Source organism: Pseudoxanthomonas sp. UTMC 1351 (assembly GCF_040948865.1).
GTDB lineage: Bacteria > Pseudomonadota > Gammaproteobacteria > Xanthomonadales > Xanthomonadaceae > Pseudoxanthomonas_A.
The window spans coordinates 1-14,414 of the sequence record NZ_JAVGJT010000040.1 but is presented as its reverse complement, the minus strand read 5'-3'; the positions used below and the strand labels follow the sequence as shown (position 1 = coordinate 14,414).

The 14,414-nt window shown below is 62.5% G+C and carries 12 protein-coding genes; 8 read left to right on the top strand and 4 right to left on the bottom strand.

Translation table 11 applies throughout. From position 1 onward, the window contains the following. Positions 1 to 91: 91 nt before the first annotated feature. Entirely contained in the window at positions 92 to 679 is a 588-nt protein-coding gene (locus AB6O04_RS19410) for a hypothetical protein (RefSeq protein WP_368566046.1), read from the bottom strand. 218 nt (positions 680 to 897) lie between these two features. Beyond that, entirely contained in the window at positions 898 to 1,938 is a 1,041-nt protein-coding gene (locus tag AB6O04_RS19405) for a LysR substrate-binding domain-containing protein (RefSeq protein ID WP_368566045.1), read from the bottom strand. A gap of 365 nt (positions 1,939 to 2,303) precedes the next feature. On the opposite strand from AB6O04_RS19405, the gene AB6O04_RS19400 reads away from it, so the two are divergent. From AB6O04_RS19400 to AB6O04_RS19370, 7 genes are all read left to right on the top strand, one after another. Further along, the gene (locus AB6O04_RS19400; protein WP_368566044.1) at positions 2,304 to 2,930 is read left to right on the top strand and encodes a hypothetical protein; all 627 of its coding nucleotides are present in this window, start codon (positions 2,304 to 2,306) and stop codon (positions 2,928 to 2,930) included. Continuing rightward, positions 2,927 to 3,712, top strand: coding sequence for an SDR family NAD(P)-dependent oxidoreductase (locus AB6O04_RS19395; RefSeq protein WP_368566043.1), 786 nt, complete (start codon positions 2,927 to 2,929; stop codon positions 3,710 to 3,712). The genes AB6O04_RS19400 and AB6O04_RS19395 overlap by 4 nt, the downstream gene beginning before the upstream one ends. A gap of 157 nt (positions 3,713 to 3,869) precedes the next feature. After that, entirely contained in the window at positions 3,870 to 5,072 is a 1,203-nt protein-coding gene (locus tag AB6O04_RS19390) for an efflux RND transporter periplasmic adaptor subunit (protein ID WP_368566042.1), read from the top strand. A 146-nt stretch (positions 5,073 to 5,218) separates the two neighbouring features. Further along, on the top strand, positions 5,219 to 8,380 hold the full coding sequence (locus tag AB6O04_RS19385; protein ID WP_368566040.1) for an efflux RND transporter permease subunit: 3,162 nt from the start codon (positions 5,219 to 5,221) through the stop codon (positions 8,378 to 8,380). A 22-nt stretch (positions 8,381 to 8,402) separates the two neighbouring features. Next, positions 8,403 to 9,137, top strand: a complete 735-nt coding sequence (locus AB6O04_RS19380; protein ID WP_368566039.1) for an SDR family oxidoreductase — start codon at positions 8,403 to 8,405, stop codon at positions 9,135 to 9,137. Next, entirely contained in the window at positions 9,131 to 10,564 is a 1,434-nt protein-coding gene (locus AB6O04_RS19375) for an efflux transporter outer membrane subunit (RefSeq protein WP_368566038.1), read from the top strand. The genes AB6O04_RS19380 and AB6O04_RS19375 overlap by 7 nt, the downstream gene beginning before the upstream one ends. Before the next feature lie 264 nt (positions 10,565 to 10,828). Then, positions 10,829 to 11,296, top strand: coding sequence for an acyloxyacyl hydrolase (locus tag AB6O04_RS19370; RefSeq protein WP_368566036.1), 468 nt, complete (start codon positions 10,829 to 10,831; stop codon positions 11,294 to 11,296). 201 nt (positions 11,297 to 11,497) lie between these two features. Here the strand turns inward: AB6O04_RS19370 and AB6O04_RS19365 are convergent, their stop codons facing one another. Together AB6O04_RS19365 and AB6O04_RS19360 are read right to left on the bottom strand one after the other, a co-directional pair. Beyond that, entirely contained in the window at positions 11,498 to 12,052 is a 555-nt protein-coding gene (locus tag AB6O04_RS19365; protein WP_368566035.1) for a lipocalin family protein, read from the bottom strand. Positions 12,053 to 12,256: 204 nt separating this feature from the next. Continuing rightward, positions 12,257 to 12,625 (bottom strand): BON domain-containing protein, encoded by a 369-nt coding sequence (locus tag AB6O04_RS19360; protein WP_368566033.1) that lies wholly within the window; start codon positions 12,623 to 12,625, stop codon positions 12,257 to 12,259. 162 nt (positions 12,626 to 12,787) lie between these two features. Between AB6O04_RS19360 and AB6O04_RS19355 the strand changes: the two genes are divergently transcribed. Then, entirely contained in the window at positions 12,788 to 13,825 is a 1,038-nt protein-coding gene (locus tag AB6O04_RS19355) for an oxidoreductase (protein ID WP_368566031.1), read from the top strand. Positions 13,826 to 14,414: the final 589 nt, after the last annotated feature.

The window sequence follows — 14,414 nt, the reverse complement described above, 5'->3', positions numbered from 1 at the left end:
TTCCTCGGCGGAGGTGAGGCGTCCTTGTGGGAGTGGTGCCGGGACGCCCGGCACCACTCCCACACGTTGAGTGATCCGCTCCAAACAACTGTCAACTCGTCGGCTGGATCGCTACCACCCGCACATCGAACTTCCGGCAGGCCTTGTCCTTGCAGATGCCATTGATCCACGCCTCGCCACTACCGAACATCACGCCCTTGTAGTTGACCATCAACTCAGAATATTTCTGCTGTGTTATCGCATTGGCAATTGCTGGTGTGACGATCTTGTCGTACTGCTGCACGAATGCCTCGCCATTCGCGATATCAACCCGCTTGCCATCGATGGTCGCCGTGAATGGATACTTCACCAGTGACGCCACGGTAGCCGCGTCCTTGTCCGCCACGGCTTTCTGGAACTGATGGATCACCGCTTGGTAGCGCTCATGATCGCCGAGTAAATCATCGATGGACTGATTGACGGCGGTGGGGTCGTCAGCGGAGGTGGGTGTCGGCGTCGGGCTCGGTGCCGGAGCAGGATCCGCAACGGGAACGGCGGAAACCGGCATCTCTGTCGGAGCGGTCGACGTGGCCACCGCTGGCTCCTTCGCGGTGTCGACCGCAGGAGCCGTTGAATCAGGTGCGGGGGCGCGGCAGGCGGCCAACGCTAACAACATCGCCATTCCGATCAGCTTCTTCATGTGCGCATCCTTGATGAGGCGTGAGATATGCAACGGCAAGGTCCAATTAACCTGCTTCCGCATTGCGCACCGATGGTAAAGGCGTTGCGGTGCCCTCGCTATCGAAATCCCTCGAAAGCCACGACAGTTCAACCGCGTAGGTCCGCCCTACGTGGCCGACGCGCGCCATGCGTCTCCAGCAAACGGAACGTTCGGAGGCGTGGCCCCGACCTACGGGATCAGGACAGCACCTGCTCCAACACCTTGCGTCCAGCTGCCGTTTCCGCGGTTTCTTCCGCTTCCGTCGCTTCCGTTGTTTCCGTTTCGATCTTGCGCTGCGCTTCCTGAGCCAGCATGGCCGGGCAGCGCGACATCATGAAGTTGACGTCGAAACTCAATCGCTGCACCAGGAAGTCGACGAAGGCGCGTACCTTTGGCGACAGCATGCGGCCACCCGGGAACACCGCGTTGAACTCCAGGTCCGGGCCGACCCAGCCACCCAGCACACGGCGTACCACACCGCTCTCGATAAAGGGTTTGATGGTGACGTCGCTGGCCAGCATTAGTCCTTCGCCGCACAGTAGTCCGCCAATCAACACCGACGCATCGTTGGCCACCATGATCGGATGCACGGGATACTCGCCATGCTCCTTGCTGTTGCACAGCGACCAGTTGGCGCGGCCGTTGTGGCGCGCATTGCTGATCACCAAGGTGCGGTGGTGCTGCAGGTCGTTGGGATGCAGCGGCTCGCCATGGCGTTCGATGTATTCGGGACTGGCGTATATCTGCGTGCGGAAAGTAGCCAATTTGCGCGCCACCAACGTGGAGTCCGGCAACGAACCCAAGTGCAACGCCAGATCGACGCCATCGGCAATCAGATCCACCTTGTCGCTGGTCAACACCATTTCCAATCGCACTTCGGGGTGCTGCTGGTTGAACTCACCCAGCAGCGGCGCCACCCATGAAATACCGGCCGAGTACGGCACGGTAAAACGCAGCCAGCCGCGTGGGCCACCTTGCAATTGGCCTACAGCGCTTTCGGCTTCTTCCAATTCGCGCGCGATGCGCTGGCAATGCTCGTGATAGACCGCACCGGCTTCGGTCAGGCCTAGCCGGCGTGTCGTCCGGTGCAACAACTGCGCGCCCAAGCGCGTTTCCAGTTCCTGCACCTTTCGGCTGACAGTGGTCTTGGGAAGGCCGAGCGCATTGGCGGCGGCGATGAAACTGCCCTGCTCGACCACCTTGACGAAGATCAAGGTGTCGTTGAGATCGTGACTCATAGGGGAGGCTCCGATTGGCGAATCCCGGATTGGACCGCCGACGGGATGATTATTCCCCTAAATCAGGACTAATCAAGTCCCGATTATGGGAATAACGTAGCGCCTCGTTCTCACAGCGCCGTTAACTCCATGTTCGCCGTCCGCTTGCCCGCCCCGCCCTTCGCACCCACGCCGGTTTCTGGAGAATCCGGAAAATCGGGCTTGTTGTCGGCGAATCGGCTGCGGCAGTTCGGTTCCGGCGAGTCCGCACTGGTCCGCTTTCGGCGGGTTGACGTCCGGTTGCGAGCGGGTTCGCCAATGGCTGGCATGACTAAAGTAATGAAAATTATCCCAGCTACGGGAGTAAATGTCCCATGAGTGGGATATTGGAGATCGCACCGGCCGGCATCCCCAAGGATTTGCCGCTACAGTCCCGGGCCGCGAAGAATCGTTCAATCGCGGCGCCCGTTACCCACTCGCGCCCACCTCGCGGTAAGGCCGGAAGAAGCGTCGGACAGCGGATGTTTTCAAAGGCTTCGGGCTTTTTCCGTTATCTCGCGAAGGCGCTACGCACGGATGTGTCGGCGCACGACGCTCGCTCGTTCGCGCAGGATCGTGCAATAGCCGAACAGGATTCGGATATCGCCTCTACCGCCTTCATCGCCAGAATCTCTCCTGTACCCGGTGCAGCGCGCGCCGCAGTCCGCGAGAAAGCCGCCATGTCCCTCGTCGTCGCTCAATCCCCCACCCAAGCCGTCACCGCTGCCGAGCAGCATGGCGACGCGGGCGCGCGTGCGACATGGTGGCAACCCCTCCCCCAACTGCTCTCGCGGTTGCGGCGCGCGCTGCATGCACCGTCGGCGTCTGTCACCGACAACATTCCCGAAATCGTCGGTGCGCGTTCGACGCAATGGTCGTTCGCTCCTCAGGCGCGCGAATTCGCGGTATCGCGCCGTCTTCAATCCGGCGGCCGGATTCGCGCTCCACGCTCCCCGCGGGTGCTACGGCCATGACCGGTATCCGCAATCCGGAGGCTTTGGTGCTGGGCGCCGGTGGCACCGTTGGCTTTGGCGTGGTCGGTGCCCTGCTGGAAGTCGGCAGCCCGGTGCTGGCCGTCGGCCGCGAAGGCGCGCGCATGGATGCGCTGGCCCAACACTTTGCCGACGAACCCGGACTCACGCTGCTGCCTTCCGGTTGCATTCGCGACGATCAGGACGCCGCGCGGCTGGCCAAGACCGTGCGCAAGCGCAAGCGTCCGCTGCGCGCGGTGTTCGCCAGTCTGGCCAGTCCCTGGGAAAGCGGACGGCTGCTGGACCGCCCGGCGGACTTTCTGCGCCGCAAGCTGGAACTGGATCTGATCCCGCACCTGGCCGCCGCACGCCATCTGTTGCCACTGCTCGCCGAGTCGAACGAAACCGCTCACTACATATTGATTGGCGGTCCGCATGCCGAGCGCGGCTGGGCCGGCTATGGCCACGCCTCCATTACCGCCGCGGCCATGCGCATGTTGGCGCAAGTGCTGCACGAGGAAGCCAATGCCATGGGCGTGCGCGTGCAGATGCTGTCGGTGGATCAACCGATCTCCACGCCAGCCAACGAATGCAACGCGTGCGCCGAATGGCCCAGCGCGTTGGCGGTGGGTCGCTGCGCGGTATCTCTATTGAGCCGCACCGGCGTTGCGGCGGCGCCTATCGTGACCTATTCGTCCGAGCGGGCGCGCCCGCCGGAAAAAACCTTGTTTTCCGATTTCCCGGCAACACCTTGGACCGCGGCCGACCACGGGCGCGACTGCTGATGTTTTCCTTTTCTTCACTGACGTTGTCACGCGATGAATACCCGGCACGTCTACTCTCGATGACCGTGCGTGCGATCGCTTGACCTGAACCTAACTTCAGGTCCTAGCCTCCCCCGCTTAAAAAGATTCTCCTCTCACCACCCAAGAGACTTCCCCCATGAAAACGTCCACTTCTTTTGCACCTCGTACGCGACGCATCCTCGCTCTCGGCGCCTTCAGTGCGCTGGCGATTGCCGTGCTGGTCGGTTGCAACAGCCAGGCCAGCGATAATGCGGGCGCGCCACCGCCGCCTGCCGTCAGCGCCGCACCGGTGCTGATCAAAGAGGTCAGCCATTGGGATGAATACAACGGCCGCGTCGAAGCGGTCGAAACCGTCGACCTGCGCCCGCGCGTTTCCGGTTACATCGACCGCGTTAACTACGTGGAAGGCCAGGAAGTGAAGAAAGGCGACGTGCTGTTCACCATCGACGCCAGCAGCTACCGCAACGAACTGGCACGCGCGCAGGCCGAACTGGCACGCGCACGCACCCAGGCCGAGCTGGGCCGCAGCGAAGCAGCACGCGCCAAGAAACTGTCAGAACTGCAAGCCATTTCCACGGAAGAATACGAACAGCGCCGCGCCGCTTCCGATCAGGCCGGCGCCAACGTGGCTGCCGCGCAAGCCGCCGTGGACGCTGCGCGCTTGAACCTGGAATGGACCAAGGTGCGTGCACCGATCAACGGACGCGCCGGACGCGCACTGGTCACCGCCGGCAACCTCGTGACCGCGGGCGATGCCGCCAGCGTGCTGACCACCGTGGTATCGCTGGACAAGGTGCACGTGCACTTCGATGCCGATGAACGCAGCTTCCTGCGTTATGCGGAGATGGCCCGCAACGGCGAACGCCCCAGCGAACGCGACGGCAAGGTGCCGGTGCAGGTCGGACTGGTCAGCGAAGACGGTTTCCCGCACGAAGGCGTGGTCGATTTCCTGGACAACCAGGTGGACCGCGGCACCGGCACCATCCGGGCCCGCGCACTGTTGGACAACGCCGATCGCCGCTTCACGCCTGGCCTGTTCGCGCGCGTGCGGTTGCTGGGCAGCGGCCAGTTCAAGGCCATGCTGGTCGACGACAAAGCCGTGCTGACCGATCAGGACCGCAAGTACGTGTATGTGGTGGATGAGAAGGGAATGGCGCAGCGGCGCGACGTGCAACTGGGCCGCTCCGCCGACGGTCTCCGCATCGTGCAGAAGGGATTGAAGCCTGGCGACCGTGTGATCGTCGATGGCGTGCAGAAGGTGTTCTTCCCAGGCATGCCGGTCGACGCCAAGGCAGTGAAGATGGGCGCACCCAGCACCCCCGCGGTCGCAATGAAATAACCAAGCCTCTCCCTTGCGCGAGCAAGGGAGATTGGGATTAGGCGGCATTCCACCGTCTATCCCTGTGCTTAAGCAGTTCCCACAGCCCTCCTCTGCTTCGCAGCGGGAGGAGTAGGCAGTTCTTCTTTTACTCAGGAAATCCACCCATGGACTTCTCAAAATTCTTTATCGACAGGCCGATCTTCGCCGCCGTGCTGTCGATCGTGATCTTCGCCGCCGGCCTGATCTCGATCCCGCTGCTGCCGATCGGCGAATACCCCGAAGTGGTGCCGCCCTCGGTAATGGTGCGTACCGTGTACCCGGGCGCCAACCCCAAGGTCATCGCCGAAACCGTGGCCACGCCGCTGGAGGAATCCATCCGCGGCGTCGAAGGCTTGATGTACATGAAGTCGGTCGCCAGCTCCGATGGCGTGCTGCAGACCATCGTGACGTTCAATTCCGACGTTGACGCCGATGAGGCCACGGTGCGTGTACAGAACCGCGTCAGCCAGGCGCTCGCGCGCCTGCCGGAGGACGTGCGCCGGCAAGGCGTGACCACGCAGAAGCAGTCGCCAGTGTTCCTGATGGTGGTGCACCTGACCTCGCCTGACGGCCGGTACGACACCCTGTACCTGCGCAACTATCTGCGTTTGCATGTGAAAGACCAGCTGGCCGGTATTCCCGGCGTTGGCGACGCGCAAGCGTTCGGCGGCGGCGATTACGCAATGCGCATCTGGCTGGATCCTGACAAGGTGGCCGCACGCGGCCTGACCGCCAGCGATGTGCTGGCCGCCGTGCGCGAGCAGAACATCCAGGTCTCCGCCGGCCAGCTGGGTGCCGAGCCGATGCCCAACGGCAGCGACTTCCTGACGCTGATCAATGCCAAGGGCCGCCTGGGTAGCACCGAGGAATTCAGCAACGTCGTGATCAAGACCGGTGCCGATGGCGAAGTCGTGCGCCTGTCCGACGTGGCCCGGATCGAACTGGCCGCGGGCGACTACAGCATGCGCGCGCGCCTGGATGGCGAGAACGCCGCTGCCATCGGCATATTCCAGGCACCGGGTGCCAATGCGCTGGAAATCCGCGACGAGGTGATCCGCCGCATGGACGAGGCGGCCAAGCGCTTCCCGCCGGGCATGGAATACAAGTCGATCTACGACACCACCATCTTCGTGCGCGATTCGATCAAGTCCGTTGTGACCACGTTGCTGGAAGCCACGTTGCTGGTGGTGCTGGTGGTGATCCTGTTCCTGCAGACCTGGCGCGCTTCCATCATCCCGCTGATCGCCGTACCCGTATCGGTGATCGGCACCTTCGCCGCGTTGTACCTGCTCGGCTTCTCGATCAATACGCTGACACTGTTCGGCTTGGTGCTGGCCATCGGCATCGTGGTCGACGACGCCATCGTGGTGGTAGAGAACGTGGAGCGCCATATCGAGGAAGGTGCCACGCCGCTGGAGGCCGCGCACCTGGCGATGAAGGAAGTCTCCGGTCCGATCATCGCCATCGCGCTGGTGCTGTGTGCGGTATTCGTACCGATGGCTTTCCTGACCGGCGTCACCGGCCAGTTCTACAAGCAGTTCGCGGTCACCATCGCGATCTCGACGGTGATTTCGGCAATCAACTCGCTGACGCTGTCGCCGGCGTTGGCGGCCCGTTTGCTGAAGCCGCACGGTGCGCCCAAGGATGCGCCCACGCGCCTGATCGACCGCCTGTTCGGCTGGGTATTCCGCCCGTTCAACCGTTTCTTCAACACCAATGCGCAGCGTTATGAGCGCGGTGTTTCCAAGGCATTGGGCCGTCGCGGCATGGTGTTCATCGTCTACGCCGGCCTGCTGCTGGCCACCGGCCTGATGTTCCAGGTCGTGCCGCGTGGCTTCATCCCGGTGCAGGACAAGTCCTACATCATCGCCGGCGTGAAGATGCCGGAGGGATCGTCGATCGAACGCACCGACGCAGCGCTGAAGAAGATCGGTCAGATCGCGATGGACATCGAGGGCACGCAGAACGACGTCGCGTTCCCGGGTTTCAATCCGCTGCAGTTCATCAACACGCCCAACTACGGCGTCACCTTCATCAACCTCAAGCCGTTCAGCGAGCGCAATCGCACGGCCAAGGAGATCACCGATGAGTTGAACATGAAGATTGCCAACGTCCAGGAAGGCTTCGCGTTCGCACTGATGCCACCGCCCATCGATGGCCTGGGTACCGGTTCGGGCTTCTCGATGTTCATCCAAGACCGCGGCAACCTGGGCTACGGCGCGTTGCAGAGCGCGGTGCAGGCCATGCAGGGCGCGGGCGCGCAGGTGCCCGGCCTGGGCTTCCTCAACAGCAGTTACCAGGCCAACGTGCCGCAGTTGGATGCGGAAGTCGACCGGGTGAAAGCCAAGGCGCAGGGCGTGCCGCTGACGGAGTTGTTCGACACGCTGCAGACCTATCTGGGCTCGGCCTATGTCAACGACTTCAACATGTTCGGCCGTACCTGGCAGGTGATCGCACAGGCAGACGGTCCGTTCCGCGACAGCGTCGAGGACATCGCCAATCTGCGCACTCGCAACGCCAACGGCGAGATGGTGCCGATCGGCAGCATGGTGAAGGTGACCGAGACCTTCGGTCCCGACCCGGTGATCCGCTACAACGGCTACACCGCCGCCGACATCCTCGGCGAGTCCGACCCGCGCATCCTGTCGTCCGTGGAGGCCATGGAAAAGCTTGAGGAAATGGCCGCGCAGGTCCTGCCCAACGGCATGGAGATCGAGTGGACCGACCTGAGCTACCAGCAGGCCACGCAGGGCAACGCGGCGTTCATCATCTTTCCGCTGGCCGTGCTGCTCGCCTTCCTGGTGCTGGCCGCGCTGTACGAAAGCTGGACGCTGCCGCTGGCGGTCATCCTGATCGTGCCGATGACGATGCTTTCAGCGTTGTTGGGCGTGTGGCTGACCGGCGACAACAACGTGTTCGTGCAGGTAGGCCTAGTGGTGCTGATGGGCCTGGCATGTAAGAACGCGATTCTGATCGTGGAGTTCGCCCGCGAACTGGAAATGCAGGGCAAGGGCATCGTCGAGTCCGCACTGGAAGCCTGCCGCCTGCGTTTGCGTCCCATCGTGATGACGTCCATCGCCTTCATCGCCGGCACCGTGCCGCTGGTGCTGTCGCATGGCGCCGGTGCGGAAGTGCGCTCGATCACTGGCATCACCGTCTTCTCCGGCATGTTGGGCGTGACCCTGTTCGGCCTGTTCCTGACTCCGGTCTTCTATGTGGCGCTGCGCAAGCTGGCCAACCGGCCACTGGTGTCGCACAACGTCGTGCCCGCTGCGGCGCACCACTAATCCCTCTTTCTAAGGCATTGCTATGAACACTACTTCAAAGATCGCACTGGTCACCGGCGCCACCCGCGGCATCGGCCTGCACACCGTCCGCCAATTGGCCGAAGCTGGCGTGCACACGTTACTGGCCGGCCGCAACCGCGCCAAAGCCGTGGAAGCCGCATTGCAACTGCAAGGCGAAGGGCTTCCCGTCGAGGCCATCGAGCTGGACGTCACCGATGCGGCCAGCATTGCCGCTGCCGCACAGGAGGTGGAAAAGCGCCACGGCCGGCTGGATATCCTGGTCAACAACGCCGGCATCGTGGTGGATGAGTTTGGCAAGAAAGTATCCGAGCAAACATTGGATGCCTGGCGCAGCACCTTCGAGACCAACTTGTTTGGCGTGATCTCAGTAACCCAAGCCTTCCTGCCCTTGCTGCATCGTTCGCCGTCGGGCCGTATTGTCAACGTGTCCAGCGTCCTGGGCTCGATAGCGCTGCACAACGATCCGACATCGCCGATCTACGACTTCAAGATTCCCGCCTATAACGTCTCCAAGACCGCCTTGAACGCATGGACCATACAGTTGGCCTACGAACTGCGCGACAGCGCCATCAAGGTCAACACGATCCACCCTGGCTACGTGAAGACCGACATGAATGCCGGCGAAGGCGAGTTGGAAGTGGCCGACGGTGCACGCACCAGCGTGGCGATGGCATTGATCGCCGACGACGGTCCCAACGCCAGCTTCACTCATGCCGGACAGGTGCTGCCATGGTGATGCGCACGCTTGTCGTAGGCATTGCCGTCGCGCTATTGGCGGGATGCGTGACGGTGGGGCCGGATTATGTGGCACCGGCCGAAGCGCCCACCACGCTGGAGAATGCCTCTTTGGAGCGCGCACCCAATGCCGCGTTCATCGGCGGCGAACATCCCATCGCAACGTGGTGGGGCCAGTTCGACGACCCGGTGCTGGATCAACTGGTTCGCGAGTCGCTGCTGGCCAATCCCGATCTGCGCATCGCCATCGCGCGTGTGCAGGAAGCGCGCGCGGTCTTCAGCGAGCGGCGGCTGGACCTGGCACCGCACGTGCCCGTCGGCGTGGAGCAGACCCGCAGCAAGCAGCCTGTCGAAGGCGCCGGGCGCGTGCTGACGGAAACCTATAGCGCCGGTTTCGACGCGGCGTGGGAACTGGATTTGTTCGGCCGCATCCGCCGCGGCGCCGAAGCCGCGCATGCGGACCTGCAAGCCGAGCGTAATGAACTGGCCGCCGCGCAGGTCACGGTGGCCGCCGAGGTGGCGCGCAACTATTTCGAATTGCGAGGCACCCAGCGGCGCTTGGAAGTGGCGCGGCAGACGCTGAAGAACCTTGGCGAAACGCAGCGCTTGACCGAATCGCGCTTCGACCTGGGTGCCGGCAGCCAATTGGAAGTACAGAGCAGTCTGGCACGAGTACGCGCGGTGGAAGCCGGCGTGCCGTTGCTGGAAGCATCCGAAGCGCAGTCGCGCTATCGCCTGGCGGTATTGCTGGGCCAGCGTCCGGGTGCACTGGATACGCTGCTGTCGCCGCGCGAAATGCCGGCATTCGCCAAGGCGCTGCCGATCGGCGATACCACCCAGCTGTTGCGTCAACGCCCGGACGTGCGTGCGGCGGAGCGCCGGTTGGCGGCCGCCACTGCGCGTGTGGGCGTCGCCACCGCCGATCTGTTCCCACGGGTGAGCCTGCGCGGCTTCGTCGGCTTTTTGTCCGGCGATTTCCGCGGCTTGATCGATGGTGACAACAAAGCGTGGTCGCTGACACCCTCGGTAAGCTGGGCGGCATTCGACATGGGCAGCGTGCGGGCGCGACTGCGCGCCAGCGAAGCACAGGCCGATGGCGTAGCGGCGCAGTACGAGAAGACCGTGTTGTCCGCATTGGAAGACACGGAAAACGCACTGCTGTCCTATGCCAAAAGGCAGACCCAGCTCAAACTGGTGCTGGAACAATCCGTTGCTGCACGACGGGCAGCGGAATTGGCCGAAGTTCGCTATCGTGAAGGCTCGTCGGACTTCCTGACGCTGCTGGATGCACAGCGTTCACAGCTGGCCGCCGACGATGCACTGGCCCAGGCCGAAGCCGGCGTCAATGTCGGCGTGGTAACGATCTACAAATCGTTGGGCGGCTGGGGCGAACAGGACGTCGCACCCGCACTGGCTGCGCAGCCGTAGACACCCGAACAACAAACACAAGTATCCGCCGCGAGAGCCGGCCACCTTCCAGGTCGGCTCTCGCCTTTTTGATGAGTAAGCACTGTGCCGCCGTTTCAACGCTACCGCTCTTTCGCCCGCGCAACCGGGGCATTCGCCGCCTCGCACCTACACGCATTCTTTACGGAAAGAAAAATCCGGTCCTCGCCGGTTGTCCGCGCTGTTTTCGCGCTGGCGCCATTGCTATCCGCGTTGCCCGCGGCGGCCCAGGAACGCCACCCTGCAATGCCCGACTCGGCCTTTGTGCAGGCCGGCGTGGCCGCCAAGGAAACACAGATGCTGGTCGTCGGGGCCACCCGCGATTGGGCATGGGAAAAAGAGCTCTCCTTCGGGCGGGCCACCGGCTACTGGGAGCTGGCGGTAGGCCGCTGGCACAGTGAGGGCAAAGGCTCGCAATGGGTCGCCCAAGTGGGCGTAACGCCGGTGCTGCGGATCTATCCGCATCGCTGGAACGAAGGCTGGTTTATCGAAGGCGGAATAGGCGCCAACCTGCTGTTCCCGGTCTATCACAGCGAAAGGAAGCGCTTCAGCACCGTGTTCAACTTCGGCGATCACATCGCCGTCGGCAAACGCTTCGGCGACAAGCAGGAGCACGAAGTGGCATTGCGCTTCCAGCATTTCTCCAACGGCGGCATCGAAGAGCCCAACCCGGGCGAAGACTTCCTGCAGCTGCGCTACTCGCGGCAATTGTAGAGCGGGCTGCTCCGCTGCTTTTCTAACGCGCCCTGGTAGAGCGGAGCTTGCTCCGCTGCTCTTCCGACACTCCTCGCGAAGAGCAGCCGAGCAAGCTCGGCTCTACAAGGCGCGGATAAATTCCTTGTGGGAGCGATTCCGACACTGTCGCCATGATGGCTCCGCCACCGGATATCGCCCATTACCAAAGCACGTCGATCTCTAATGCAGCGGCGCACTCATGATCAGCGCATCCACGTCATAGCCCATCGCTTCGGCGCGTTTCGTGAGCCGCTCAAACAACGCCGAATCCATGCCAGGTGTTCGCGACAATACCCAGAGATATTCACGATCCGGATCACCCACCATCGCCCATTGATAACCGGGGTCCAGATCGATCACCCAGTAGTCGGCCCAGACGAACGGCATGAACGATAGCCAGTCTGGCGCGAAGCGTACCTTCCAGCGGCCCGGGTGACCTTCGACGGGTCGCGCAATACCCTGCGCCGATTTGATGCCGCCGTCGGTCCTGCGGCAATGATTGCGCACCCCCAGCTGGCTTGGCTTATCCAGCGTGTAGTGGGCAATGACGTCGCTCGCGCAGTCCTTCTGGAACGAGGTAGGCAGGCGGGCGATTTCGTACCACTGGCCCGCATAGCGAGAAATGTCCAACTCCGGCACGGACGTCACGGGCTCCGCGGCCCGCGCCGTCGGCATCAGCACGATGAGTAGCAACAGCGCATATGCGGAAAGCCAACGGATAAGCAATCGGTTCATTGCGTCTTCCTCCTTGAGAGGCATAGGTCACTGCCTTGCTCCTCTTCCTTACAGCGCTTCTCGACAGCTGAATGACAGGCAAAAGGAGAGCCGGAAAGGATCTTTCCTGGGCCAATTCCGACAGCCACCGCCGGATCGATGGCTACACAAAAGAACGGGTGCATCCTACGCTGGGATGCACCCGCTCCGTGCCACAACAGAGGATCAGTTCTTGCCGACGGTCAAGCCAGTTTTGTCGACTCTCTTCACCCCGTCGATACCTTCAGCAACCTCTACAGCCTTCTTGATCTTCTCCTTGCTGTCGACATCGCCGGATAACTTAACTACGCCATCGGTGGTTTCGACTTTGATGTCGGTACCTGGTACTCCATCGTCGGCCAACAGCGCCGCCTTCACCTTGGTGGTAATCCAGGTGTCTTCGCCCGGCTGAGCGGAATCGGTCTTCGCTTGCTCTTCCTTTTCGGCAGGCTGTGCCTGCTGAGCGAAGACGGCTACCTGGCTGGCAGCGAACAACAGACCGATCGACAATGCGCTGGCGAGTATCGAATGTGGAATCGCACGAATGTTGCGCATGGCATTCTCCTGTCTTGGTGTTGCGACGGGGAGTCTCGGCGCGACAGCGTACAGCGCACGTGAAGAACGCTTTAAGCGCATGTGGAGATTGGTAGCGCGTTCAGCATGAAAAATGCCCCACATAACCTCTATCATCGCGGCTCCCCTTCTTCGGAACTCCGCGTGGACAACACTCTCAATGTCGCCCTGGTGGGCTACGGTTTCGTCGGCAAGGTTTTCCACGCGCCGCTGATCGCCCACATGCCTGGGATGCGCCTGCATACGGTGGTCTCGCGCGACGCAGGCAAGGTGCATCTGGACCATCCACAAGTGCGGGTGCTCGCCGATCCGCAGGATGCTTTTGCGGACTCTGCCATCGATCTGGTAGTGGTCGCCACTCCCAACGAAACGCACGCACCGCTCGCGATAGCCGCGCTGGCACAGGGCAGGCATGTGGTCGTGGACAAGCCGTTCACGGTGACGCTGGCTGAAGCCGAACAAGTGATCGCTCAGGCGCACACGAGCGGCCGCTGCCTAAGCGTGTTCCAGAACCGGCGTTGGGATGCGGATTTTCTGACCGTGCGGCGCCTTATCGATGAGGGCATGCTGGGAGAGATCATGGAGTTCCATTCCCATTTCGATCGCTTCCGCCCAACCGTCGTCGACCGCTGGCGGGAGAGTACAGCACCGGGTGGCGGACTGTGGTACGACCTGGTACCTCACTTGGTCGATCAAGCGCTCCAGCTTTTCGGTCTTCCGGAGGCGATATTCGCTGACTTGGCGCAGCAACGGGCAGGCGCGCGCGCCACCGACTATTTTCACGCGCAGCTGCGCTATCCAAGGCACCGCGTTCATCTGCATGCGGGTTCGCTGGTGGCGGCCAGCGGACTGCGTTTCGCGGCGCACGGCACGCGCGGCAGCTTCGTCAAGCATGGGCTGGATCCGCAGGAAGACAGTCTGCGTGCTGGGGGCAAGCCCGGTGAACCGGGCTGGGGCGTGGATCCTTCGCCCGGGCAGTTGACGGTGGATGATCAGGGGACGATGCGTGTGGAGTCGGTGGAAAGTGTGCCTGGGGATTATCGACAGTACTACGCGGCTATGCGCGATGCGATCTTGCATGGTGGGCCGGTGCCGGTGTCGTCGGATGAGGCGTTGGATGTGATGCGGGTGATTGAGTTGGGGATTCGGAGTTCTGCTGAGCGCAGGGAAGTTTCTCTGTAATTTTTTATGTGGTTAGCGAGCATCTGACTAAATTCAGGCGCAAGGTGGCGTGCGCTGTGCGCACGACTCGGGCAGCCGAAAACTCCTGGCCACTTCGGCGCTCTTCAACTCTCTTGGCGCTGGTGCGGATAGCTTGCTGGAGCTGATGATCTACGCGCTTGCAGCGGGCGTCACTGTTCTTTGCTTGTGCAAAGAAAAGTAACCAAAAGAAAGCACACCCCAGGCGGCGCGCCCCTGCGGGGTTCGCAAGCGGGCCGGGAATTTTCGGAAGGCACATCCATGTGCCTGCCGAAAACGTCGCACATCCTGTGCGCCGCCCCTGCGGGGTTTTACCCGGCCCGCTTGCCGCGCCTAAACGGGGCCCCGAAGAGCAAGAGCAAGAAGCAAGAGCAAGGGCAAGGGCCAGAACGACAGCCAAGGCCAAGCATTAACAAAGTCCTGCGCCGTTGTTTTTGCTGTTGCTCTTAAGGCCGTTGCTATTGCTTTTGGCTTCTTGGGGTCCCCTTTAAGGCGCGGTGGCGACGGTGGGTACAACCCCTTGGGGCGCCGCGCACGACGCGCGGCGTTTTCGGCAGGTACATGGATGTAC

Excerpts from the sequence above, each read along its gene's own strand:
- AB6O04_RS19365 (WP_368566035.1), bottom strand. The coding sequence starts at position 12,052 with ATGAACCGATTGCTTATCCGTTGGCTTTCCGCATATGCGCTGTTGCTA.
- AB6O04_RS19370 (WP_368566036.1), top strand. The coding sequence starts at position 10,829 with ATGCCCGACTCGGCCTTTGTGCAGGCCGGCGTGGCCGCCAAGGAAACA.
- AB6O04_RS19375 (WP_368566038.1), top strand. The coding sequence starts at position 9,131 with ATGGTGATGCGCACGCTTGTCGTAGGCATTGCCGTCGCGCTATTGGCG.
- AB6O04_RS19410 (WP_368566046.1), bottom strand. The coding sequence starts at position 679 with ATGAAGAAGCTGATCGGAATGGCGATGTTGTTAGCGTTGGCCGCCTGC.
- AB6O04_RS19405 (WP_368566045.1), bottom strand. The coding sequence starts at position 1,938 with ATGAGTCACGATCTCAACGACACCTTGATCTTCGTCAAGGTGGTCGAG.
- AB6O04_RS19390 (WP_368566042.1), top strand. The coding sequence starts at position 3,870 with ATGAAAACGTCCACTTCTTTTGCACCTCGTACGCGACGCATCCTCGCT.
- AB6O04_RS19395 (WP_368566043.1), top strand. The coding sequence starts at position 2,927 with ATGACCGGTATCCGCAATCCGGAGGCTTTGGTGCTGGGCGCCGGTGGC.
- AB6O04_RS19360 (WP_368566033.1), bottom strand. The coding sequence starts at position 12,625 with ATGCGCAACATTCGTGCGATTCCACATTCGATACTCGCCAGCGCATTG.
- AB6O04_RS19380 (WP_368566039.1), top strand. The coding sequence starts at position 8,403 with ATGAACACTACTTCAAAGATCGCACTGGTCACCGGCGCCACCCGCGGC.
- AB6O04_RS19385 (WP_368566040.1), top strand. The coding sequence starts at position 5,219 with ATGGACTTCTCAAAATTCTTTATCGACAGGCCGATCTTCGCCGCCGTG.